The organism is Pararhizobium qamdonense (genome assembly GCF_029277445.1).
GTDB lineage: Bacteria > Pseudomonadota > Alphaproteobacteria > Rhizobiales > Rhizobiaceae > Pararhizobium > Pararhizobium qamdonense.
In genome coordinates this window covers 128,001-151,905 of sequence record NZ_CP119569.1, presented here as the reverse complement: position 1 = coordinate 151,905, position 23,905 = coordinate 128,001, and the positions used below count along the sequence as shown (strand labels likewise).

General features: G+C 59.5%; 25 protein-coding genes and 1 pseudogene. 5 read left to right on the top strand and 21 right to left on the bottom strand.

The window, feature by feature from the left end:
* Positions 1-70: 70 nt before the first annotated feature.
* Positions 71-958 carry a LysR family transcriptional regulator gene (locus tag PYR65_RS29220; protein WP_276122553.1) on the bottom strand — a complete coding sequence of 296 codons (888 nt, stop codon included), beginning with the start codon at positions 956-958 and terminating at the stop codon, positions 71-73.
* A 117-nt stretch (positions 959-1,075) separates the two neighbouring features.
* Positions 1,076-1,930: an alpha/beta fold hydrolase gene (locus PYR65_RS29215; RefSeq protein ID WP_276122389.1), complete on the bottom strand. Its 855-nt coding sequence runs from the start codon at positions 1,928-1,930 to the stop codon at positions 1,076-1,078.
* 259 nt (positions 1,931-2,189) lie between these two features.
* Between PYR65_RS29215 and PYR65_RS29210 the strand changes: the two are divergent.
* Positions 2,190-2,675, top strand: a pseudogene (locus PYR65_RS29210) (DDE-type integrase/transposase/recombinase); the annotation flags it as partial.
* Between the two features lie 111 nt (positions 2,676-2,786).
* Here PYR65_RS29210 and PYR65_RS29205 read toward each other — a convergent pair.
* From PYR65_RS29205 to PYR65_RS29185, 5 genes are all read right to left on the bottom strand, one after another.
* A complete protein-coding gene (locus PYR65_RS29205; RefSeq protein ID WP_276122388.1) occupies positions 2,787-3,800 on the bottom strand; it encodes a hypothetical protein in 1,014 nt (337 codons plus the stop codon).
* Positions 3,801-4,045: 245 nt separating this feature from the next.
* Complete coding sequence (locus PYR65_RS29200) at positions 4,046-4,801, bottom strand: SDR family NAD(P)-dependent oxidoreductase (RefSeq protein WP_276122387.1); 756 nt, start codon at positions 4,799-4,801, stop codon at positions 4,046-4,048.
* 95 nt (positions 4,802-4,896) lie between these two features.
* Positions 4,897-6,261, bottom strand: a complete 1,365-nt coding sequence (gene pcaB / locus PYR65_RS29195; protein ID WP_276122386.1) for a 3-carboxy-cis,cis-muconate cycloisomerase — start codon at positions 6,259-6,261, stop codon at positions 4,897-4,899.
* Positions 6,262-6,338: 77 nt separating this feature from the next.
* Entirely contained in the window at positions 6,339-7,766 is a 1,428-nt protein-coding gene (locus PYR65_RS29190; RefSeq protein WP_276122384.1) for an NAD-dependent succinate-semialdehyde dehydrogenase, read from the bottom strand.
* Positions 7,767-7,811: 45 nt separating this feature from the next.
* The gene (locus PYR65_RS29185; protein ID WP_276122383.1) at positions 7,812-8,369 is read right to left on the bottom strand and encodes a type 1 glutamine amidotransferase domain-containing protein; all 558 of its coding nucleotides are present in this window, start codon (positions 8,367-8,369) and stop codon (positions 7,812-7,814) included.
* 188 nt (positions 8,370-8,557) lie between these two features.
* Between PYR65_RS29185 and PYR65_RS29180 the strand changes: the two genes are divergently transcribed.
* A complete protein-coding gene (locus PYR65_RS29180; protein WP_276122382.1) occupies positions 8,558-9,451 on the top strand; it encodes an AraC family transcriptional regulator in 894 nt (297 codons plus the stop codon).
* A gap of 51 nt (positions 9,452-9,502) precedes the next feature.
* Here PYR65_RS29180 and PYR65_RS30690 read toward each other — a convergent pair whose 3' ends face one another.
* Entirely contained in the window at positions 9,503-9,835 is a 333-nt protein-coding gene (locus tag PYR65_RS30690) for a LysE family transporter (protein WP_407951383.1), read from the bottom strand.
* Positions 9,836-10,009: 174 nt separating this feature from the next.
* The gene (locus PYR65_RS29175; protein WP_276122381.1) at positions 10,010-10,474 is read right to left on the bottom strand and encodes an Lrp/AsnC family transcriptional regulator; all 465 of its coding nucleotides are present in this window, start codon (positions 10,472-10,474) and stop codon (positions 10,010-10,012) included.
* Between the two features lie 127 nt (positions 10,475-10,601).
* Between PYR65_RS29175 and alr the strand changes: the two genes are divergently transcribed.
* From alr to PYR65_RS29160, 3 genes are read left to right on the top strand one after another with little or no spacing between them, the layout of a single operon-like run.
* Positions 10,602-11,735, top strand: coding sequence for an alanine racemase (gene alr / locus PYR65_RS29170; protein ID WP_276122552.1), 1,134 nt, complete (start codon positions 10,602-10,604; stop codon positions 11,733-11,735).
* Between the two features lie 25 nt (positions 11,736-11,760).
* On the top strand, positions 11,761-13,011 hold the full coding sequence (locus tag PYR65_RS29165) for a D-amino acid dehydrogenase (RefSeq protein WP_276122380.1): 1,251 nt from the start codon (positions 11,761-11,763) through the stop codon (positions 13,009-13,011).
* A gap of 33 nt (positions 13,012-13,044) precedes the next feature.
* Positions 13,045-13,299, top strand: coding sequence for a hypothetical protein (locus tag PYR65_RS29160; RefSeq protein ID WP_276122379.1), 255 nt, complete (start codon positions 13,045-13,047; stop codon positions 13,297-13,299).
* 52 nt (positions 13,300-13,351) lie between these two features.
* Here PYR65_RS29160 and trbI read toward each other — a convergent pair whose 3' ends face one another.
* From trbI to traI, 12 genes are read right to left on the bottom strand one after another with little or no spacing between them, the layout of a single operon-like run.
* Positions 13,352-14,674 carry an IncP-type conjugal transfer protein TrbI gene (gene trbI, locus PYR65_RS29155; RefSeq protein ID WP_276122378.1) on the bottom strand — a complete coding sequence of 441 codons (1,323 nt, stop codon included), beginning with the start codon at positions 14,672-14,674 and terminating at the stop codon, positions 13,352-13,354.
* A 12-nt stretch (positions 14,675-14,686) separates the two neighbouring features.
* Positions 14,687-15,163, bottom strand: coding sequence for a conjugal transfer protein TrbH (gene trbH, locus PYR65_RS29150; protein ID WP_276122377.1), 477 nt, complete (start codon positions 15,161-15,163; stop codon positions 14,687-14,689).
* Positions 15,163-16,014 carry a P-type conjugative transfer protein TrbG gene (gene trbG, locus PYR65_RS29145; RefSeq protein ID WP_276122551.1) on the bottom strand — a complete coding sequence of 284 codons (852 nt, stop codon included), beginning with the start codon at positions 16,012-16,014 and terminating at the stop codon, positions 15,163-15,165. The genes trbH and trbG overlap by 1 nt, the downstream gene beginning before the upstream one ends.
* A 17-nt stretch (positions 16,015-16,031) precedes the next feature.
* Positions 16,032-16,709 (bottom strand): conjugal transfer protein TrbF, encoded by a 678-nt coding sequence (locus PYR65_RS29140; protein ID WP_276122376.1) that lies wholly within the window; start codon positions 16,707-16,709, stop codon positions 16,032-16,034.
* A gap of 17 nt (positions 16,710-16,726) precedes the next feature.
* Positions 16,727-17,917, bottom strand: a complete 1,191-nt coding sequence (gene trbL, locus PYR65_RS29135; protein WP_276122375.1) for a P-type conjugative transfer protein TrbL — start codon at positions 17,915-17,917, stop codon at positions 16,727-16,729.
* Positions 17,911-18,138 (bottom strand): entry exclusion protein TrbK, encoded by a 228-nt coding sequence (gene trbK, locus PYR65_RS29130; RefSeq protein ID WP_276122374.1) that lies wholly within the window; start codon positions 18,136-18,138, stop codon positions 17,911-17,913. Before trbK ends, trbL begins: the two co-directional genes overlap by 7 nt.
* Complete coding sequence (gene trbJ, locus PYR65_RS29125) at positions 18,135-18,905, bottom strand: P-type conjugative transfer protein TrbJ (protein ID WP_276122550.1); 771 nt, start codon at positions 18,903-18,905, stop codon at positions 18,135-18,137. Before trbJ ends, trbK begins: the two co-directional genes overlap by 4 nt.
* A 10-nt stretch (positions 18,906-18,915) precedes the next feature.
* On the bottom strand, positions 18,916-21,384 hold the full coding sequence (locus tag PYR65_RS29120) for a conjugal transfer protein TrbE (RefSeq protein ID WP_276122373.1): 2,469 nt from the start codon (positions 21,382-21,384) through the stop codon (positions 18,916-18,918).
* A 3-nt stretch (positions 21,385-21,387) separates the two neighbouring features.
* Positions 21,388-21,687 (bottom strand): conjugal transfer protein TrbD, encoded by a 300-nt coding sequence (locus PYR65_RS29115; RefSeq protein ID WP_276122372.1) that lies wholly within the window; start codon positions 21,685-21,687, stop codon positions 21,388-21,390.
* Positions 21,680-22,084: a conjugal transfer pilin TrbC gene (gene trbC / locus PYR65_RS29110; protein ID WP_276122371.1), complete on the bottom strand. Its 405-nt coding sequence runs from the start codon at positions 22,082-22,084 to the stop codon at positions 21,680-21,682. The genes PYR65_RS29115 and trbC overlap by 8 nt, the downstream gene beginning before the upstream one ends.
* On the bottom strand, positions 22,074-23,045 hold the full coding sequence (gene trbB, locus PYR65_RS29105) for a P-type conjugative transfer ATPase TrbB (protein WP_276122370.1): 972 nt from the start codon (positions 23,043-23,045) through the stop codon (positions 22,074-22,076). Before trbB ends, trbC begins: the two co-directional genes overlap by 11 nt.
* The gene (traI, locus tag PYR65_RS29100; RefSeq protein WP_276122369.1) at positions 23,042-23,677 is read right to left on the bottom strand and encodes an acyl-homoserine-lactone synthase; all 636 of its coding nucleotides are present in this window, start codon (positions 23,675-23,677) and stop codon (positions 23,042-23,044) included. The genes trbB and traI overlap by 4 nt, the downstream gene beginning before the upstream one ends.
* Positions 23,678-23,905 lie beyond the last annotated feature (228 nt).

Here is a 23,905-nt window from a genome sequence, read left to right as displayed (position 1 = left end):
GTACTTGCTCCTTGCGTAATCCATTGCTTACGCTCTTGGATCGGCATCATACCCGTCGACAACGGCCGTTTCAGATGACACGTAATTTCCTACGACGGCTGATCTCATTCTTAATTTCACTGACAAGCGCCTCTGTGGCAGGGTCGCGAGATTTTCGAGAGACGCGGATGACGGACGCCACACTGGGCGGAGCGATAAACGCCGCGTCGATGACTTCCATGTCTGCGCTCACGTGCCGCCCACTCAGCAGAGCAACACCCAAGCCGGCATTAACTCCGGCGACAATACCAGCAGCACTTGCGCACTCAAGAACAGTTCTGAAAATGCTATCCTGCTCTTGCGCGATATCCATAGCCCAGCGGCGATAGAAGCAGTTTTCATCGAAGGACAGAAATGGGACCTTGTCACTCAGGTCCAGATCAAGGTCCGGAGATTTTACCCAATGGAGTCGGTCCTCAAAAAGGACAATGTCTGTCGGTCGAACATCGTGTTGGAAGACCTGCACAATTGCTATTTCAATAGCTCCGGCGGTGAACATCTGCAGCAGATCCAAGCTTTGGCGAACCTGGGCCCGCACCGTTATTCCCGGATATAGCCGCGTGAACCGAGTCAGAATCTGAGAGAGATCGCTACACGTTGTATCCTCTGTCATACCAAGGTTGATGCTTCCCCGAAGCGGCGACTTGGACAGACTGCGCAGTGCCTCATCGTGGATCCCCAATATGCGCTTTGCATAGACCAGCAGGTCTTTTCCGGCATCCGTAAAAAGGGGCGCGTTGGATCGACGGCACAACAGGGCGCAGTCAAGGCTGATTTCCAACCGCTTGACCTTGTGGCTCACTGCAGATTGCGACAGGCCGAGATAGTCGGCGGCCCTGGTAATTCCTCCGTGGTCCTCGATAGCACACAACGTTCGCAGTGACTCGATGTCCAATCGTTGAGAAACTTTGGGAGACATGACTAATCTCGATGGTATTTCTGCATCCATCTATTTTCCCTCAGAAGAATTGCACTCATCTCGTTGTACCCCGCAATTCAGCCTCCAAGGGCCGTTCACAACGGCATCGCAAATCCTTTAGAGTGAAGGGAGGCGAGCAAAAAAGCTTGTTAGAAGTTCGGCGACTTCCGCAGGTCGTTCTTCCGGAGCAAAATGTCCGCACTTTTCAATTATGTGCAAAGCGCTTCCGGGAATCGCACCTTGAAGCTTATGAGCCCAATCAACGACCTGCCAGGCATCCTCGGCGCCCCACACGATTTGAACGGGCACTCGACCAAGGACATCCAGGCGATCTGCTATTTCCATCGTGTGTTTCGGATCATAATGCGTCACTTGATGCTGAAACAGGCTTCCCTGTCCGATCGGGCCGCTTATGAAATCCAAATAGGTTTTGAGCGCATCCGGGTCAAAGTTGGCCGCATCGCTCAGCGTGGAAAGTAGCCATTCTCTGAAGTGCGATCGATGCTCGGCGTCCGGCTTTTTGATGAGGGTCTCTAGACCCTCCTCCATCTGCTGCCGTGTGCGCTTTGATGGGTAGCTGTCGTAGCTCACCGTGTCGATCATGGTGAGTGATAGAAGGCTGCCGACAGAGCCAACACCAAAGCGTTGCGCAATTCCGCCCCCGATGTCGTGCGCGACGAGGTGGAACTTGTCCAGTCCCCAATCGGAGAGAAGGTCTTCCAAGACGCTGACCTGCCCCGTCATGGACGTATCGATGGATGGGTCCCAGGGCCGCTCCGACAGTCCATAGCCCAGCAAATCGAAGACATAGGCCTTATAGCCCGTGCTGACCAGGTGCGGAACCACGTTTCGCCAAATGTAGGATGACGACGGCGTCCCATGCACAAGCACAACGGGCGGACCTTCGCCATGAACGCCGTAGGCGATACGATTCCCGCGGATAAGTGCGTGCTGATCGACGACGTGTCCCAAGTGGCCTGCTCCGGTGAGGTTGGACCACAATATGGCACTCGATTAAGAATACAGGAAATGAATACTCTCACAGGTTCAATCGATATTTGTCATGCCGTGTTTTAACAAGGATAGGAATGCAGTTGCGCACTGGTCAGCCACGCGACGTCACCCATACGCCCAGCAAGGTTACCGCCAGCCCGGCAAACATCGCGATGGTCAGAGGCTCCGAGAACAACATCCACGCCCATAGCATTGTCACGGGTGGGCTGAGGTAGGTGCACCGAGGCCGGACATGCTGTGGCTTTCCGATTTCACGTATGTCGCCACTTGGCAGGGCTTCGTTTACGTCGCTTTCGTGATCGATGCCTTCGCCCGCCGCATCGTCGGTTGGCGAGTGAGCCGGACCGCTCATGCGAGTTTCGTCCTTGATGCTCTGGACTAGGCGCTCCATGACCGGCGGCCCGTCCGCGGCGTGCTAAAATACTCAGAGCGGCTGGCGGAAGCCGGAATAGAACCGTCCGTTGGCAGCGTCGGCGATTCTTACGACAACGCTCTCGCGGAAACGATCAATGGTCTTTACAAGGCCGAGGTCATTCATCGCCGAGGGCCGTGGCGAAACCTCAAAGCCGTCGAATTCGCCACACTTGAATGGGTTGACTGGTTCAACCACCGAAGGCTGCTGGAGCCCATCGGGAACATCCCGCCAGCCGGAGCCGAAGTGCAATACTACGCCATGCTGGACGAACCAGCATTCGCCGCATAATGTAAACCAAACGGTCTCCGGCAAAGCCGGGGCGGTTCACTTTCAAAAGGATGAGATGGCTCAAAGACGAGTTCATGCATCTACCATCTGCGGGAAGGGTAGCGTGTCCCGTTAGCCTCTTATAGGATGAGCGAGCGTCCGTGTCTCCCGATCCCATCGCCAGCATATAGAGGCTTCCAGTCGTGTTCCGCCCCACCAGCGGTCGATGCCGTGTGCCTCAATGAAATCCAACTCTCCTGCGAGGATTCTGCTGCCGACATGCGTCAGCCGTAGGTGACTGCCGCGAAACGCATCCCACGCGTCGGCGTCTTCATGATAGTCTTCAGCGCGCAGGCGGCCTTGCAACCCTTCGATGAGCGGTGTTGCGCCATCTGCGAGCGAACCGAGCAGGGGTACTATTTGGGATAGGTCGATCAGCCGCCTTACCGGGTCTTGATAGAATGCACCCACAACCTCGCCTACTGTGGATCCACTGGCGCCGATGGTCGTCAGTGCAAGATGCTCGCATGCCCCAAGACCGCTCTCGGGCCGCGGCAGATCGTCCAGCAGCGCGTCCATCGCGGCTTGCAGGAACGGGAAGAGGTCGACATTCTGTCGGAGCAGGGTAAACCACGATTCGGGAGTCGGCGCGCAATAGGCTGTCCAAACTGACGCCGCCAACTCCAAATGCGACTCTTCCACCTGCCGCGGTGATGCCATCTCTGTGGGTGGCTTCAACGCATCGACCTGACCCCATGGAACAGGTCCGTGCATTAGAAAGATCTTTCGATGATCGACCCCAGCGGAGAGCGCCTGCGTTAACAGCAGCGTCATCAAGAGTTGGCTGTTGGGGTCGGGATCGACGTAGAATTCCACCCGTTCGGCATCCCCCCACCGAAGGAGGAGGTCGGCGATGCCTAAATCCACATCTGGATGGAGCAGGTGTCGGTCGCCTTGCGATTTTCCATTTTCATCGCGGCTGAGGCCATTAATGGGTCCAAACCTCACACCCAACCCGGTTATCGGCGCGCGGATCAGTCGCGCAAGCAAGGGAACAATCTCGGGCCGCGGAGCGTGTGTCCGGTAGCGTGCCTTGAGATATCCGGCGGCGGAATCATCACAGGTTAAGAACAATACCGATCGCAAGTCAGACCCTCATTCATTTCTCTGGAGTGGATGGTCCAGGTGGCGCTATTATCGCCAATATGCTATCGCCGCCAAGGACATCAGCGTGATATTAAGGCACCGATAATTCCTCGTCAGTGCGCCGGCGATCTAGTCGCTGGTTGCAGAATCTCAATACGATTTTGAACCGGGAAAAACCAGAGAACATCTCGATGAACGTGCGAAGAGGTCGCTGTGTCGTGAAACAGCGACCTCGCCCATCGGGATCAGATAACCTGGCCGCCGGAGACTTCGATACGCTGTGCGGTGATCCAGCGATTGTCAGGACCGAGCAGGCTGGCGACCATCGGTCCGATGTCATCTGGAACACCGACCCGACCCAGAGCCGTCATGCCGGCGAAATGCATATTAAGGTCCGGCATGTCGCGCACAGCACCGCCAAGAAAGTCGGTTTCGATAGCGCCCGGCGCGACCGTATTGGCAGTGATGCCGCGGGCCGCGAGCTCCTTCGCCATGTAGAGTGTCAGGATCTCGACTGCGCCCTTGGCAGCGGAATAAGCCGAGAAGCCGGGCGCAGAGACGCGTGTGAGGCCCGATGAGAAGTTAACAATGCGCCCGCCGTCGGCAAGCAGTGGCAGAAGCGTCTGCGTCAGGAAGAAAACACCCTTCACATGGGTGTTGAAGAGAGCGTCGAACTGCGTTTCGGTTGTCTCCGTGAAGCTCGCCATCTCGCCCTGGCCCGCATTGTTGACCAGGTGGTCGAAGGTATCGCGGTTCCAGGTTGCCGAAAGGGCCTGACTGACGGCATCGGCAAATGCTTTGAACGAAGACACGTCCGTCACGTCGAGCTGCAGGGCTACCGCCTTGCGGCCCAAAGCTTCGATCTCGGCCACGACGGCCTTTGCCTGTTCGGCACCATTTCGGTAGGTCAGAATGACATCGCCGCCGTGACGGGCAATGCTGATGGCGGTGTTGCGGCCGAGCCCGCGGCTGCCGCCGGTGACGATGGAAACTGTGTTCATATCCGATCTCCTGTGATCTGGTGGATGGGTTGGTGACAAGGTTGTTATGGCAGAGGTCGCGAACGTGCTGTTGCCGGATTCTCGGCAAGACTTGCCTAATTCTCCAAAGCGCTCCGGGACCGAGCCTGGAGGATCCGATCGACCATCCGCGCTGCAGAGCCCAGGTAATTGGCGGGATCGGTGAGCGACCGGAGACACTCGCGTCCAAGCGGAACCACCACGTCCTGTACCTCAACCAGCACATCAAAGAGCGACCTGTCCGTTTCCACCGCGTGGCGGCAGGCGGCGTAAACGAGATCATGGGCCGTCTGGCGGCCGGTGAAGGGCGCGAGCGCCATCATGACCGCTTCGGCGACGATGAGACCTCTGGTTATCCGAAGGTTTGCCAGCATCCTGTCCGGATGGACGACGAGCCCCGAGAGCATGAAGCTTGCTTGTGAAAGAGCACCAGAGGTCAGCGCAAAGCTCTCCGGGATCGCTGCCCATTCAACGTGCCATGCGCCCGTGGCGCGCTCAAAGTCATGCACCATCGCGTCGAGCATCAGCCCGGCATGCTGTCTGACCATCTTGGCAGCAGCAATGATCAACTCGCAGGAGATCGGATTTCGCTTCTGCGGCATGGTGCTGGAGGCGCCGCGATGACGCGCGTAGGGCTCCGCCACCTCACCCAGTTCCGTGGTCATCATAACAGAGACATCGAAGGCGATCTTGGCAAGGCTGCCGCAGACAAGCGCCAAGACTTGCACAACCTCCGCCATGCCGTCACGCGCCGAATGCCAGGTGATGGTTGGCGTTGCGAGACCCAGGATTTTCGCCAGCTCTGCCTGGACCGCAAGGCCTTCTTCGCCAAGCGAGGCCAGCGTTCCAGACGCACCGGAGAACTGAACGACGAGAACGCGCGAGCGTAACTGCGCCAGACGTTCGTGATGGCGCTCAAGCGCGCTTAACCAGACGGCTGCCTTATAGCCGAATGTGATCGGCAGTGCATGCTGCAAATGCGTGCGTCCGGCCATCGGCGTGTCCCGATGCTCCGCTGCAAGACTGCGTAACGCATCCATGGTATCCACCAGCCGCTTCTCGATCAGGACCAGCGCCGCGCGGATCTGGAGAACTGTTGCCGTGTCCATGATATCCTGGGTCGTCGCGCCCCAATGGAGATAGCGCCCCGCCTCGCCGCAGGCGTCGGCGAGTTGCTCGACGATTGGCAAAATCGGATAGCCGACGAGCTCCGTCTCGCGCGTAAGGCGGCGCTGGTCGAAATGGATCGTCCGAGCGGCAACGGCGATGGCCTCCGCCGCAGCTTCCGGGACTATCCCGAGACGAGCCTGCGCCTTTGCAAGGGCAACTTCGGTTTCGACGCAGCGACTGACGATGGCGTCGCTGTCGAACAGCGCACGCATGTCGGCATCGACGAAGCTGCCGCCGAACAGGAATGAGTCGGTGAGGGAAAGACTGCTCATGGCCGGTCTCCTTTCGGTGCCATATGGAAAAAGTAGGCGGCGGCGCGCAACCATCCCCTCGTTCCCGATGGGCCTCGCTAGATGAGGTTGACGTGCTTGGAGATTGTGTAGGGCTCAAGAATTTCGATGCCGCCTTCCGTGCCGATACCGCTCTCCTTCCAGCCTCCAAGCGGGGCCTCAGGCAGGTGTGTGAGACTGCTGTTGACCGAGACCGCGCCATATTGAAGCGCATCAACCAGACGGCGCTGGCGCTTGCCGTTATGGGTGAACACGTAGGCAGACAAGCCAAACTCCAAGCCGTTCGCAGCGTGGAGCATTGCCACCTCGTCCCTGAACGGCAGGATCGGGGCCACCGGGCCGAATGGCTCCTCATGAAGGATGGCTGCCTCGTCACAAATGTTCGTCAAAACCGTGGGTGCATAGAAATAGCCCCGATTTCCGACACGATCGCCGCCGGCAAGGATCCGCGCACCCCGGTCTCGCGCGTCGTCAACCAGGCGGGCGATTGCCGCAACGCGACGCTCGTTCGCCAATGGACCGACCTCGGTGGCGGGATCCATCCCATCTCCCAACCTGAGCTTCGCAGCGACCTCCGCAAAGCGGGTGCTAAATCTTTCGGAAATGCTCTCCTCCACAAAAAAGCGCGACGGGCAGAGGCAGATCTGGCCGGCATTGGTGAACTTGGCGCGGGCCAGCAGTTCCGCCGTTGCCTCCGGATCTACATCGCTGCAGACAACAACAGGCGCATGACCACCGAGCTCCATCGTCACGGGCTTCATATGCAGGCCTGCTGCTGCGGCTAGGCGTTTGCCGATCGGGATCGAGCCTGTGAAGGTGATCTTGGAGATCACGGGTGACTCGATCAGCTGTGTTGATACCTGATTGGCGTCGCCGAAGACAACGGCGAGTGCTGCGGGATGCACGCCCGCTTCCAGCAAAGCCTCGCCCAAGGCCAGCACGCAGCCCGGCGTTTCCTGAGAGGGTTTGCAGATGATGGCGCATCCGGCGGCGAGCGCGCCGGCAAACTTCTTCGCAGCAAGTGCTATCGGAAAATTCCAGGGCGTGAGCGCTGCGACAACCCCGATCGGATGCGGCTGCACCTCGATGCGCTGGCCCGCCTGTCGGCCCGGCACGATCCTACCAGCGATCCGACGGGCCTGTTCTCCACCCCATTCTATAAAGTCGGCGGCGCGATTAACCTCATCTCGTGCCTGAGCAAGGATCTTACCTTGTTCCAGCGTCAGCATGTCGGCGATGCGGTCGGCATCGCGCCGGATGATCCCGGCAGCATCTTTCAGGATACGCCCGCGCTCCCAAGCCGGCACTGCCTGCCAAGATTGCAGCCCTCGGCGGGCGGTTTCGATGGCCTCTTCGATATCGGCTGGCGACCCGTAGGCCACTTTGCCGATGCTTTCGCCCGTCGCCGGATTGATGACGTCAACTGCGAAACGCTTCGAGCCTTCGTGGCTCTTGCCGTTGATCAGAAGCTGAAATTTGCTGGTCATGGCGATCTCCTTGTAAACAGCGACCGAGATGGCGTGTCCTTGCGCTCAGTTCTGAAGCGCGGTGACGATCGCCTGGTTGAAGGCCGGGATATCGGACGGCATGCGGCTGGTAATGATGTTGCCATCCACCACGACCTCTTCGTCGACAACGGTGGCGCCCGCATTTTTCAGGTCGGTGCGGATCGAGTACCAGGCCGTGGTTCGGCGGCCGCGCAGGACGTCGGCTTCCACCAGCAGCCAGGGGCCATGGCAGATCGATGCGACAGGCTTGCCTGCGGCGACGAACTCCCTGACCAAGGCAATGGCCTTCGGATCGAGCCGCAGCTTGTCGGGATTGACCACACCGCCCGGCAGGACGAGGGCATCGAACTGATCCGCCTCGACATCGGCGATCAGCCGGTCAGGCGTGATCGTCTCCTCAGAGAGATCGGAATTGCCTGTTTCCGCATTGTAGATGCAGCCGCGGATCGGTTCATGCTGTGGCGATGCGAGCGTGACCTGGGCGCCAGCGTCAAGCAGTGCAAGACGTGGACTGTAGAGTTCGGCATCCTCGAAGCCATCGGTGGCGAGGATCAGGATACGGCAGTTTGCAAGATTGGTCATGACGGTCTCCCCGGTTGACCAGTGGAAGCCACATCGGCTCCATCTGACTGACCAATTTATCCATCGTCCTGCCGGCCGTGTGTTGCCGGAAACTCCTGTTGTCTTGCCTAATCATCCAAGCCCGCTTGCGTGGGAACCTGGTTCGCGCTTTACTATGCTCACGGTTCTTGAGCATTGGATAAGACACTATGAGCACCACCCTTCTTGAATGCGTCCGCCGCTATGCGGATGCCAATGTCGACAGGTTTGGCGTCGCACGCACACCGATACCTGGCCTGTTTGCGATGCGCTCGACGGCTCCGAGCGAAATGCACTATGCGATTTCGAAGCCGCTCGTGGCGCTGGTCCTGCAGGGAGCCAAGCGCGTGACCATGGGCAGCACGACCTTCGATTTCGGCGCCGGCGACTCCCTTCTCGTTGCGGCCGATGTTCCGAACGTCAGCCAGATCACCCGCGCCAATGCCGCGGTGCCCTATTATTCCCTGGTCCTCGACATCGATCCGGCGGTTACGCAATCGCTGGTTCTGGAGATCGGTGTTGCGCAGACCGAGACTGGCCTTCCCGTCCGCGTCGATCCGACCGAAGCGGAAGTGGCTGACGCGGCACTTCGGCTTATGCGCCTCCTTGATCGACCGAGTTCGATCGCGATCCTCCAAGACCAGTTGGTTCGGGAAATGCACTACTGGCTGTTGAGCGGCCATCACGGAGCGGGCATTCGTGCACTCGGCTTTGCCGACAGCCAAGCCAACCGTATCGCAAAGGTCGTAGCGGTCATCAGGGCCGAATACGCTGAGACGCTCCCGGTGGAACGTTTGGCTGAAGTCGCCGGTATGAGCGTCTCGTCATTCCACCAGCACTTCCGCGCGGTGACCTCTCTCGCGCCTTTGCAATTCCAGAAGCAGCTTCGCCTCATCGAGGCTCGACGGATGATGGTCTCCGAGGGCTCAGCCATCAGCAATGCGGCCTATTCGGTCGGCTATGAGAGCATCCCCCAGTTCACACGCGAATATGGTCGGTTGTTCGGTTCGCCCCCAGCCAGGGATGTTCGAGAGAGCGCTGGGAAAACCCAGATCGCTGCTTAACTTGTGCCCTACCGGAGGAGAAGGTGCATTCTCCGGGGTAATCTCGCCGGATCACAAGTTTTCAACTATTAGTCGGAGACCAAAGCCCGCGAAAATCGTACCCACGGCGTTCGATCCAGGTTCCAAAACGGTCGAATTTTGGCTGGCTGGAGACATTGAAAACAGGACAATGACAAGACCGTACCCCGTGATCTCCAACAGAAAACCACCCGCGAGGACAAGCAACTTGGTGGAAACGGTGGCACTCGTCGGAACAACAACCGCGTACAGGCTGACAAAAAACACGATGCTTTTTGGTTCGCAAGATTGACAACATATACCGAGTTCGCACTGCCGATACGCCGAATGGACGCCGGAGCGCTTCCGACGATGGGGCGCATCCATCGGGCCGCAGACCGAAGGACCTTTCATCACCATTCTCGCCAGCCGCCCGCTACGGAACAGGCCTTTACAACATGCCTGGGAATTCTGCGCCTTTATCGCGATATCGGCCGTGATCGCGCCGCCAAGCTTCCTTCCCGTCATTTCCACCGCGGCGATTTATTACCATCGCATACGCTACTTCTTCTGCTTTAAGCGCGCCGCCAGGACATCGCGGATAGAGAAACTCGAATGGATCCGCAGTACACCAGGCAGGGGGGACAGGACCTCTTTGTGTATGCGCTCGAAAGCTCCGGCATTCTCGACATCAACCCTTAGCATGTAATCCGACCCACCGGTCATCAGATAGCATTCCCTGATTTCGGGATGCTTACGAACCGCTGCCTCGAACTTGTCGAGGTACTCCTCCGTTTGCCGCTCGAGCGTAATGTTGATGATGACGGCAATGATCGATTCCGACTGCGTCGCGTCAATGAGCGCCATATAGCCACGAATAACGCCCGCATGCTCCATCAGTTTGATGCGTCTGAGACAAGCCGATGGAGACAGGCCGACTTCCGTAGCAAGCTTTGCGTTGCTGGTCCGGGCATCGACCCGAAGCAACCGGAGAATGTTGCGGTCAATGTTGTCCAAGGCCAGCATGAAATAAACCCCCAATCCGTCGTAGGATATACGGTAAAGCCGTGAACTTTGAAACAATCCACTACACAAACGCGGACAATTTCGCACGTTGTTGCATATCTTCGTGCCGATGAAAAGTGAGGCGAAGATGGGCAGTGTCACTATTTATTCGGAGCCAGAAGTAAGGCGACCGAACGCAGGTGCGAACGGCTATCTGACTGTCAATCTTTCAGCATTGTCACGCAATTACGCCAAGCTCTCGACGCTTGTGGCGCCAGCGCAGGCTGCTGCCGTTGTGAAAGCCGAGGCGTACGGTCTTGGCGCCAAAAACGTGTGCTCAGCACTCTACGCATCGGGTTGCCGGAACTTTTTTGTCGCGCAGTTTGAAGAGGCCGTGAAACTGCGGCCCTGCTTGTCTGCCGATGCCAAGGTGTTCGTACTCAACGGATTGCAGCCTGGCAATGAGGAAGCCTGTGCACGAAGCGACATCATCCCGGTTGTGAATTCGCTGGAGCAGTGGCGACGTTGGTCGATCACAGCAAAATGCCGGAAATTCAGTCTTAAGGCCGTACTACAATTCGATACAGGTATGTCGCGACTTGGCGTTCCACCCGAAGAGCGCAGCACTTTGGCAGTAGAGCTTGCGGGACAGGCGGGCGTCGATATCATTTTCATCATGAGCCACTTGGCTTCGGCCGACGAGCACGACAGCGATCAGAACAATGATCAGCTTGTAGAGATGAAACGAATTTCAAAAGAGTTTCCGCATCTTAAAATTTGTTTTTCAAACTCCGGCGGCATCTTCCTCGGGAAAGACTATCACGCTCAAGTGGCACGTACGGGGATTGCCCTTTACGGAGGCTTACCGATCATCGGCAAGCCAAACCCAATGGAGCCGGTAGTTGCGCTTGATGTTGCAGTCATTCAGACGCGTACGGTGCCCGTCGGGGCGAAGATCGGATACAACGGCACTCACATCGCAGCGAGGGAAACGCGCCTTGCCACGATCGCCGCAGGCTATGCCGACGGCTTGCCGCGGAGTCTGAGCGGTCGCGGCGCGGTGTACTACGAGGGACGGCGCCTGCCGATCGTAGGGCGGGTGTCCATGGACAGCATCACGATCGACATTACCGCACTATCGGAGGGAACCCTGTCTTTAGGCAGCGTCGTCGAGGTGCTGGGCCCGCATCAGGCGCTTGAGGACCTGGCCCGCGACGCCGGTACGATCTCCTATGAAATCCTTACCGGTCTCGGCAACCGCTACCATAGACAATATCGTTGAGAGCCGCAGGCTCATTGGGGACATTATGAAAGTTATCGTTCTGGGCGCCGGCATTGTCGGCGTCACCTCCGCATACCAGCTGGCAAAAGCCGGTCACACAGTCACCGTTGTCGACCGGCAGAATGGTCCGGCGCTTGAGACAAGCTTCGCCAATGCGGGCGAAGTTTCCTTTGGATACTGTTCACCTTGGGCAGCGCCAGGTATCCCGATGAAGGCTTTGAAATGGCTGTTCATGGAACACGCGCCGCTGATACTTCGGCCCAAGATCGATGGCGCTATGCTGTCATGGCTCGTAAAGATGCTCTCGAACTGCACTTCCGAACGCTATGCGGTCAACAAGAGCCGGATGCTGAGGTTGGCTGACTACAGTCGTATCTCCCTCGCTACCCTGCGCAAAGAGACTGCCATCGAGTACGACCAACGTATGCAGGGCACGCTCCAACTTTTCCGTACACAGGCACAGCTTGATGCTTCGGGCAAAGACGTCAAGGCGCTTGCAGCCGACGGCATTCCTTACGAGGTTCTCGATCGCGATGGCTGCGTTCGCACTGAGCCCGCGCTCGCGCATGTCCGCGACAAGATTGTTGGCGGCCTGCTAACGCCGAAAGATGAGACCGGCGACTGCTATAAGTTCACCAACGCGCTTGCTACAAAGGCAGAGCAGCTTGGCGTCCGGTTTTCATGGAGTACCGAGATTAAGGGCTTGGATGTCGAGGCCGGCCGTGTGCGAGGCGCTGTGACGGAATGGGGAAGCCTGCCAGCAGATGCCGTTGTCGTGGCACTTGGTAGCTACTCTCCGCTGCTTCTCAGACGCCACGGCATCAAGCTACCTGTCTATCCGGTCAAGGGCTACTCCCTGACGATCCCTATCACTGACCCCACGCGGGCGCCGGAATCGACGATCATGGACGAGACCTACAAGATCGCCATTACGCGTCTGGGCGACCGTATCCGCGTCGGGGGCATGGCGGAAATCTCCGGCTATACGAACGACCTGGGTCTCGCCCGCCGGAGCACCCTCGAGCATTCCGTCATGGATCTGTTTCCCGGTGGCGATGCAAAAGAGGCGACATTCTGGTCGGGTCTTCGTCCGATGACGCCGGATGGAACGCCTGTGATTGGTCCCACCAAGATCGCGGGTCTCTTCCTCAACACCGGACACGGCACGCTCGGATGGACGATGAGCTCTGGCTCGGCCCGCGTCATCGCTGATCTCGTATCAGGACGAATGCCCGAGATCGATGCAACGGATCTAGCGGTTAGCCGCTACGCCTAAACACCTGTCAGAAACGTCACGGAGGACGAGACCTTGATCGAACAAATCCTCACGAACGACGCTCCCTCATCTTTAATCGGGGGAAATGTTACGTTGAACTTACCTCAAGATTGCGACGCGTCTATGGTTCGACCAAGTGTGGCCTCGCCGCAGTTGCGCCGGCAGATACTCGCCAAGGCGCCACCGAGCAACTGGAAGGCCACCGATGCGCAGCCGCGCTGCGCCTTAGCCAACAACAGTTCGCTGCAGAATAATCTGACCTACCAAGCCTCTGGGATTAGCAGTTGAAAGAGCTGTCATTTGTTCCCATGGGCCAATCCAACACTGCGGCTTGCTGCTATCATGGTCGGGAGTTGCCTGGAAAGACGATATCTTGATCAACGAGCACGTTAAATTTGTACCCGGGTCGGATTTCCAGCGTCGGCTGAACATCCATGTTGCGCTGAATGGTTCGATCAGCAACCCGGCCGAACGTCTCGGCAAAATTCCGCCGCGCCGCATCCGAGGCCGTGTCCTGGGTCGCGAGTGTCGAGCTTTCTGGAACGGCCATGTCTATACCCGTCCCGATCACGGCAATCAGAACCGCCGAACCGAACGTCTTGAGGTAATGATTGTTCACCTTGTCGTTGAACCCGCCATACCCCTGCGCATCCGTCCCCGACATGCCGCCGATTTGCAAAGTCGAACCGTTCGGGAAAATGATGTCGGTCCACACGATGAGAACGCGTTTCTGACCAAAAGACACCTTGCTGTCATAGCGGCCGAACAGTTTCGTTCCTTGCGGAATGAGCAGACGATGCCCTGTCGCGCTGTCGTAGACGCTCTGGCTTACCTGGGCGGTGATCCGGCCCGGTAGATCGGAATTGATGCCCGTGATCAGCGTCGCCGGGATGACCGAGCCTCGCTTCAGCTCGAATGGCGATTGTTGAGGCACGACACGATTCGATAGGTAGCCAAGCTCTTTCAGGTCGGCGTTGAAGAAGTCCTCCTTGGCGCCTTGGGCATTAGGATCAACGTTTTGACCACCGAGCCCGGCGCGGAGCGCTGCTCCATAGAGATCGGGGGAGCTTCCGTTGTTTGTCGGAACTGTCGCGGCTCTTGCTGTCGTGTCTGTGGTCGCATCATGCGATTCAGCACGCCCGTCCAGTTTGCCGCGATCGATGGCAAGCGGCGCATCATAAGCGGCGTTGTTCGCCTGCAGGCGGGCCATGCGCTGGCGCTGCTGCTCCCGCAAAACCTGTTCCTGTTGCTCTCGCTGGAGACGAGCCCGCCAGACCGCTTCCGCTTCGAGCTCCTGGCCGCGCTGCTGCACCTCGCGTTGGCCTGGCTGTGGTGTGAAGGGATTGCTGGCTTTTTCTTCGACTTGTTTCGTCTCGACGGGCGTCGGCTGGAAGATGGTCTGCTGCTGTGGTTCGCCGATAATGCCATCGGTGACGCCGCGTTTGATCTGGTCGGCAAAGGTTGAGGCGGGGTTGCCCGAACTGGTCTCCGGGCCGGTGTCTTTGCCGAAGTACAGTCCGCGCGAGGAGAGCCCGTAAAAGATGACACCAAGGAACGCGAGCGCAAGGACGATGATGATGGCAATCGGAAGACGGTTGATCCGCCGTATAGTGGACGGGGCCTGGCTGTTTGGGGCGCCGCCGAGATTGAGAGATTGCACCATAGGATCCTCCCCTCAGCCGCGCCGCATCAGCGACAAGGCGCTCGCGGGCGTCGCGCCATTTGCCGTGACGGAATAAGCGCGGCCGAGCTCGATGCTATTTGTCGAAAGCCGGGCCAGCACCTGACCATCGACAGTCAAGATCACATAGGCGAGCGGGATGACCGTCGTGCTGCTATCTGTCTTCTGGTCGGTGACGACGGCATAACCCCATCCCTTGAGCGCCGCTTCCATTGCCTGTCCGAACGGCGAAGTATCAGTCTTGAGCGCAACGGTCGCTTTTCCCGGCCCGATCTGTTCGGCAAGGCGACTCACCATATCGCCGGCGATTGCACTGGCGGCGGGACCGGAGATTTCCGGCGGTGCGGTGCTGGAAACGAGCCCTTCTGTTCCGGTCGACTGGCATCCGGAAAGAAGGGCGGCTAGGGCGCAGGCTGCGGCAAAGTTGCGGAGGGGTTTTAAGGCGCGCGAATGGGAGAGAGGGATGTTCATTACCGCCCTCCCCGCTTGATGGTGATCTTTTCCTGTTTCCAACCGACCCCCGACACGAGCACCGCGCGATCGACATGGTAATCGACGACCATTATGTCGCCCTTCATCCGATAGTTGACGATCCGGTTCTGCCCGCCTGACGTGACGAACAAAACCGGCGCATCCTGGCCGGAGATCGAGCGTGGAAACTGGATGTAGGTTTTGAGCCCATCGGAGTAGACCCGCGTCGGTCGCCAACCGGCGCTGCCCGAGACCGAATAAGAAAAGTTCAACTGTTCGGCGGGGACGCCTGCGCCCGGGATGGTGCTCGCCTCGATCCGGGCGTTGATGTCGGCCAGCTTCGCCGAAACATCCTCCGGATATTCGAACCCGACACGCGCCATATACTGGGTCGGATGCGACTTGAGCTGAATGTGATAGGTCCGTCTGGACGTCGTCACCACCATTGAGGTCAAAAGACCAGGCTCCGATGGTTTGACGATCAGGTGGATCGCCTGCCCGCCAGCGGCACCCGAAGTCGCGGGCTCCACCTTCCAGCGCACCGTGTCGCCGACCAGTACGTCGCGCACCACCTCACCACCTTGCAATTCAAGGTCGCAAACCTGTAGCGGCGAGCAGACGACGGATGGCTGGACCTCGCCGTAGAGGAAGATCACCTTGCCGTCGGCACCCTTGGTCACCAAGCCGCGAGACCCTCGCCACTGGGTGGAGATACCCATGCCTTTTGCTTCGTTGGCTGTGACGCCATCGGCAGCATATGCATGCAGAGGAGCGACCACTGAAGACGCCAACAGTGCCGAGGCGAGCGCGCCCGTCAGCGAGGCCCGTGTTCTTGTTCGCGGGATGATCATGTTCGGGGCCATGCCTTTCAAAGCTGTGCTGTCCAGTCGAAGTCGCGGAGATAAAGACCGATGGGGTTCACGCGGATGACGCCCTCGTCCTGTGGCGGCGTCAGGGTCACGGTTGCAATGCCGCGGAAGCGGCGGACGGTGGTTTCCTTGCCGCGCCGGTCACGCTCGAATTCGGTCCAGTCCAACTGGTAGCTCTGGTTCGAGAGCGCGACGATGTTGTTCACCTCGATGGCCACCGTCGAGTTCTTCGCTTTCTCAAACGGTGAGTTGGAGCGAAACCAGGCATTGACCTTCTCGGTCGCCGGATCCGACGTCCTCAGCAGCCCATAGGTCCGGTCGATATACTGCTTCTGCACGACCGCATCCGGCGTCACACTTCGAAAATTCGAGACGAAGCTGCCAAGCGTGGCGCGCACCACCCGCGGATCGGCATATTCAATCTGCTGCGGAAAGCCGGCATTGACGGCCGTGCCGAGCTTATCGACTTCGACGATATAGGGAACGAGCTTGACCTGCGTGCTTTGGTAGAGCGCGTAGCCAAAGCCGATAACGGCCATGGTCATGCCGGCTATGCCGACGATGCGCCAGGCGGCGGCGGATCTGACATAGGAACCATAGCGCTCGTTCCATTCGTTGCGCGCGGCGATATAGGGATTTCCAGTATCGGGATTATCAAGCGGATTGTGTCCGGCCATGGCTGATCGGCCTCCAGTTATTTGGTCTCGTTGATCGGCGGCGGTGGAGCTGCCGACAGGCTCCGACCCGACTGCTGGTCGAGTTTGGCATTGGCAAGCCCGAGTAGAGATCCGGCGTAGGCCCCGGGCGACCCAACCGCCTTGTCTTTCGCGGCAGAGCCGACCGCGCCTGCCGCACCGCCGATGCCTGCCTCCATGCCACGCATGGCGGCACTACCGAGGGACGCTCCCCCTGCCCTCGCCGCGCCTGCTGCCTGAAAACCTCTGCTGGCTGCTGCCGTCGCCAAAAAGCCGGCACCCGCCGCAAAGGATGCGGCCTGTCCACCGTGGCGGATCGATTCCATACCGCCGGAAACGGAGGCACCCTGGACCACGCCTTGAAGGATTGGCGGCACATACATGGCGATGACGAAGACCACGACCGAGATGCCTGCGATCGCCAGTGTGGTGATGAACTGCTCGGAAGTGGCTGTCGGTGCCTCGGCCAGGCCCAGCAGGATGTCGGAGCCGATCTTGGCGATCATCACCAGTGCCATCAGCTTCATGCCGACCGAAAAGGCATAGACCAAGTATTTGATGGCGAAATCCTTGGTATAGGACGTACCGCCCAACCCGAGCATGATCATGCCGGCAAGCAGGCCGACATACATCTCCACCATGACCGAGACGAAGATCGCAGCAACGAGCGAGAAGCAGACGACGACCACGACCATGGCGAAAACTGCAGCGATCGCCAGCGCATTGTCTTCCCAAAGCCCGAACTTCGCCTGTTCCGACATCTTGGTCGCAATCTGAATGCCGGCGTCAAAGATATTGGCTGGAGAGGCCGACCCGCCGCCGGCGCCAATCTGGTAAAGGCTGTCGACAACCGCCTTGGCAAAGGCAGGCCCCTGGTCGAGGATGAAGGCGAAGAGCCCGATGAACATGATGCGCTTCACCAGTTCCGCAAACCAACTGTCGAGCGAGGCAGCACTGATCGCCAGCCACACGGCTGCAATGCCGATCTCGATGCCTGCCAGGATCCAGAACAGCGAACGCGCCGCATCCATGACCGTCGTCTCCCAGCCTTTGGCGGCTGCAACGACGGAATTCTCCAGGGTCGTCAGCACTTGACCTTGTTGTGCCAAGGCCGGCGCGCTCGCGATGAGGACGAGGCCGACCGCGACGAAGGCGAGTTCGATGCGCCGGGAGGGAGGAACGATCACCATCTCGGCTTCATTTCCTGGCCGCCGCGTATGTCGCGAGTGGTGTCGCCGCCAAAGAACTTTTCCCGGTGAACTCGTCGGTCTGCGTCGGATGCAGCTTGGGGCGACGCCTCGCCCGCTCCGGATTGGGGTGCCGAAGGCGGCCGGACGATCCACCTGCTGACGCCGATACCGGATGCGATGATCCCCACGACAGCAAGGATGATGACAAGACGCGGGCTCACCAGCGGGGCTCCATCGTCTGCCCGCCGCGGATGTCATGCTCGCTTCCGCTGAAGAACTGTTCACGGCGAGCCTGGGCGAGATCCTTTTGTGCCTGCTCCGACTGAAACCACGTGCCCATCATCGTCATCTGCTGGGAAACGAGACCACGCAGTTTTTGCATTTGCGCGACCTGCTGGGCAGCGATCTGGTGTCCGACCTGCAGCGCTTTCATCTGTCCGTCGGCCGTTTCCGACATCGAGCGCAGCGATGACATCGTACCTTCCTCGCTTGAGAACTGGTCGGCCGTCAGGTTTGCGGCCTTCAAGGATCCGGCGATCGTGTCACGGTTGGTGTCGGACCAGTTCTGATAGGTGGACGAAAAGCTTGCCCCGTCAGGCAGGTTGCTCTTCATTTCGGAAAAACTCTGAAACCGCTGCTTGAGCACGTCGTCGATATTGCCCATCGAGAAGGCGACCCCCTGCCCTTGCGCCACGACGCTCTGCAGGTTTTTCAGGTCGCTTTCGACCTGACCCCAGATGTGGTTTGGCAATTGCGCGGTGTTCTGCAGCATGTTGTTGTAGATGTTGATCTGGTTCTGGATCTGCTCGGCAAGCTGCGAGATCTGGGTGATCTGGTTGTTGACCTGTTCGGCCGACTTGCCGACCAGTGAGATCAGCTCGGTATTGTTGGCGAGCTGTGTCCATTCGGTTGCTTCGCCCGTCACGCCGCCGGCCAAGGCCGAAGCTGGCAATGCAATCGAAATGGCGCTCGCAACGACGACGACCATAGGTACGGTTTCAAGATGTCGGGAAAAATGTCTCGGCATGGGCGATCCCCCTTTGCTGGAGCCAATGGAGAGGCCATGCGGCCCCGTGTTCGGAATGCAGGCTGCGAATGCGCTTGAGGTCTTCCTTGCCGGTCGCCCCGACAAACGAGAGTGCGACAGGGCCGAGCGCCATGTTGAAGAGCCTTCGGCCCTCCGGCGAAGCGACGTAGTATTCTCGTTTCGGCGAGGCCGTCGCGACGATCTCGATCTGCCGTTCGTTAAAGCCGATGCGCTCATAGAATTCACGAGTTCCAGGCTCGCGCGCGGCGCCGTTCGGCAGGCAAATCTTGGTTGGGCAGGATTCCTTCAGGACGTCGATGATCCCGGATCGCTCGGCGTCCGAGATGGATTGGGTGGCGAGGACCACAGCGCAATTGGCCTTGCGCAACACCTTCAACCATTCGCGGATCTTGTCGCGAAACACTGGATGGCCGAGCATCAGCCAAGCCTCGTCGAGAATGATGAGGCTGGGCGCGCCCGTCAGGCGTTTCTCGATGCGGCGAAACAGGTAGGTGAGAACGGGGACAAGATTGCGCTCGCCCATATTCATCAGTTCCTCGATCTCGAAGCACTGGAACTCGCCGAGCGCCAGGCCGTCCTGCTCGGCGTCGAGCAGCTGTCCCATCGGACCGTCGACGGTATAGTGATGCAGCGCGTCCTTGATCACGCGCATCTGCACGCCCGAGACGAAGTCCGACAGCGAGCGGCCGCGAGATCCCGCCATCAGTGCCAACTGCCTGGAGATCGCGTTGCGATAATCCGGGGTGATGATCACCCCCTGCAGTGCCACCAGCATCTCGATCCACTCGGAGGCCCAGGCGCGGTCGCCGTCGGTCGACAGTTCTGCCAGCGGGCAGAAAGAGAGCGCCTTCACCTCACCATTTGCCGAAGGGCCGATATCGCCGCCGATCTGGTAGTGATCGCCGCCGAGGCCGAGCGTCAGCGGCAGCATCGAGCCCCCCTTGTCGAAGGCGAACACCTGGGCGTCTGCGTAACGCCGGAACTGCGCTGCAATCAGCGCCAACAGCGTCGACTTGCCAGAGCCGGTTGGCCCGAAGATCAGCGTGTGTCCGACATCGTCGACATGCAGGTTGAGCCGGAACGGCGTCGACCCGGATGCCACTTGCATCAGGGGCGGCGAGCCCGGCGGATAGAATGGGCAAGGCGCTACCGGACTGCCCGACCAGACGGAATTGAGCGGGATGAGGTCGGCAAGATTGCGGGTATTGATCAACGGCTCGCGGATATTGGCGTAGGAGACGCCTGGAAGACTGCCGAGAAAGGCGTCCGTCGCGTTCAACGTCTCGATGCGTGCGCCAAATCCTTCGGCCTGGATCAGCCGGCGGATGGCCTCGCACTTTTCCTGGAGGCGACCTGAGTCTTCTTCGAAGATGACGATGACCGGTGTGTAATAGCCATAGGCGACGAGCTGCGAGGAAGCTTCGGCAATGGCGTCTTCAGTCTCTGCCACCATCAGCATGGCGTCCTGATCAACTGAGCGCGACTGCGTCTGAAACAGCTGATCGAAGAACGGCCTCACCTTCTGCTGCCACTTCTTGCGTGTCCGCTCGAGCCTTGCCCGTGCTTCTTCGGCGTCGAGGAAGACGAAGCGGGACGACCAGCGATACGTGAGCGGCATCCGGTCGAGCGTGTTGAGAATGCCCGGCCAGCTTTCGGCCGGCAGACCGTCGATCGCCACCACGCCGAGAAACCGGCTTTCGACCATTGGAGTCAGGCCATGTTGCAGCTCGGCCGTCACCAGCCAGTCGAGATACATGGGGATATCAGGCAGGCGAACCGGATGGTTCTCGCCGGTGACGCAGAAACGGATGAACTGGAAGAGCTCGTCGTACCGTGCGATGCGGTATCCGCCACGTTCCGGCGTTTCCCGTGTCATCATCCGACGGATCGACACGACATTGGCGAGATACTGCTCGACCTCCCGGATCGAGGTCAGAAAGCTCTCAAGCGCCCTGTCGGCGTACGTGGCGGAGCGGCTGGCCGCTTCCGAATAGATATACCGCGTCAGGCCGGAGCGTCGCGGCTCCGGTGGCCGCCAGGTCAAAATCAGAGCGTGCCGGCTCTCGAAATGCCCCTTCTCCCTCTGAAAGTGCACTCGTCGCTCATCGTCGATGGCGCGTGTGACCGCATCGGGAAAGTGAGATTCAGTCTCGGTCGGGTAATCGCCGGTCGGAACCCTGATGGCCTCGACCTGGATCATCCATCCGGAGCCGAGCCGAGCCAGGATCGCATTGATCTGGCGCGACACCTCGTTGCGCTCGGCGTCGGTCGAGCTCTCGCTATCCGGCCCCGCGAAATACCAGCCGGCCATCAGCGAGCCGTCCTTCAGCAAGATGACGCCATTATCGACGAGGCCGGCATAAGGCACGAGATCGGCAAACGATGGTCCGGAATGGCGGAATGATTTGAGCGCTACCATCTCTTAGAACTTGCGCCACGGCGACGAGGTCGCGCGATAAGACGTCCTGTAAGAGATGTGGCGGAGATAAACCCGGCGCATCAGCGGGTCGGATTTGGCCATCATGCGCAGCGCCGCGACTGCGACCAGCCAGATCACGATGCCGAACAGTGCCGCGTACCAGGTCAGGACAACGAAGATCAGGATGATGGCGGCCAGCGCCGTCAGCAGCACGAGCTCCCGGTCGGCGCCCATCAACAAGTTGGGACGGGATAGCGCCCGATGCACGCGCGAGCGCGCCAGGGAAGAGCCGGCCTCAGCCATGGGCCCCCTCCCCCGCTGTGGCCGGCGTCGCCTTCGGTTTGGGAGTTCCTTGCTCGGCCTGTGCGTGGCCCTCGCCGATCGAGGCGCCGGTGGCACCGAAGAGAGCAACGATCTGGGTGGCTCCGAGGAGAACACCGCCCACCAGCGCGACATAGCAAAGCCGTCTCGCGAAATCATTCAGCTCGCCGCCGAAGATCAGCATGGCGCCTGCAATGGCGACAGCGGCCAGCGCGATAAACCCGGCGACAGGTCCGGTGATCGATTGCTGGATCTGTTGCAGCGGCGACTCCCAGGGTAGACCGCCGCCACCAGAGGAAGCCAATGCGGAATCGCTAAAGCCGACAGAAATGGCGACAAGTGTCGCGCCGGTGAGAAGAATGGAGATTTTACGCGACATGGCTATCCTCATCGATCTGGGCATAATGTTCGGTCTGGTAGCGGCCGTTGCGGTATCCTTCGACGTGGATCACCTCACGGACCCGCCTCCCTTTTCCCGTTCGCTCAATAGAGACGACGAGGTCGACGGCCTCGCCGATCACTTCCTGCATTGGCTGCTGACTGGCTTCCGCCGTCAGCTGCTCCAGCCGGCGCAAGGCTGACGTCGCCGTGTTGGAATGGATCGTGGTGACGCCGCCGGGGTGGCCGGTGTTCCACGCCTTGAGCAGCGTCAGGGCCGCGCCGTCGCGGACCTCGCCAACGATGATGCGGTCGGGGCGCAGGCGCATCGTGCTCTTGAGCAGGCGGGCCATGTCGATGGTATCGCTGGTGTGCAGCGATACGGCATTCTCGGCCGCGCATTGAATCTCGGCGGTGTCCTCGAGGATCACCATCCGATCGTCGGGGGAAGCAGTTACGATCTCGGCGATGATGGCGTTGGCCAGTGTGGTCTTTCCGGATCCCGTGCCACCTGAGATCACGATGTTCATTCGGGAATCAATAGCGCTTCGAATCGCCGATGCCTGGGCTTCGGTCATCACCTTCGATTTCACATATTCTGTCAGTGGAATGAGACGCGAAGCACGACGGCGGATAGTGAATGCCGGTCCGGAAACCACCGGCGGCAACAGCCCCTCGAAGCGGTGTCCGCCAATCGGCAGTTCGCCAGAAATGATCGGCCGCTCGTCGTCGGCCTCCGACTGCAGGGCATGGGCAACACTGCCGATGACAACTTCGGCTGCACCGGAGCTCATCGCGCCGGCAGGTGCAACGCCATGCCCCAGCCGCTCGATGAACAACCTGCCGTCCGGATTGAGCATGATCTCGACGACGGTGGCGTCATCGAGGGCGATGCACAGTTGGTCGCCAAGCGCGTCCTGTAGTTTGCGGACCAGGCGGGGATGAGAGCGGAGCTGGGTCACGCAGCGCTCCTGAGCAATGACCCATCAATCTGCGGGGTCGAATGGTAACCTTGCGGGCACACCTGCTCAAAGCTGCCACGGTCGGCCGGCAGGCTTCCGGCGATGGCGATGGTGTTGCCGATCGGAGCCGGTTCGCCGAGACGCTGCATCGGCCATCCCGCTCGCTTCAGGATGCGCTCGAATCGGAGATCGGTGGCCGTGACGATCTCGCTGTAGCCGCTCGCCATCGACCATGCGATGATCCCGGCGAACAAGGTGAGCGTCGCAAGATGCAGTTGGCTTGCCTCCCTCTGCGAGATAAGTGAGGTATCGACGCAGAAGCGTGAACTCTCGACCATCCCAGAATGAGGGTGAAGCGAACCCGTATCGAGAAGCTGGGGGAAGGTCTGCTCCAGCATGGTCGGGCCAGAAGCTGGAAGAAGACGAACGCAACCCGCGACGAGTCCACCGTCGGCAATTGCCAGAAGATAAGTCGGCTTGAAATCATCGTACTGGTCGCGCTCTTCTCCCGCCGTGACGGAAACGTCCCAGGCTAGTCGTCCGCCGAACACCGTCGCGCGAAGACGGTGCATCTGTCTCAGCGCGTTTTGATGGCGCTCGTATTGGTCGGGTGCGACGGTCAATATCCGCATGATGATCTCCGCTTGAACAAGGTCATGCGGACAGAAATCATCTCCTTCAGCGTGTGCCTATGTGCAGATCTGCACCTCAGGTGATTCTAGCGAGTCGCTGGCCCGCCTCTCAGAATTTGAGCGCGTGGTGAGCTAGGCGGTGGAGTTTCATGTGCAAATCTGCATTTTGCGATGACTAGGCGAAAGGGAGTAAATCTGACTAACTCACGGTAAATGATTGCAGATTCG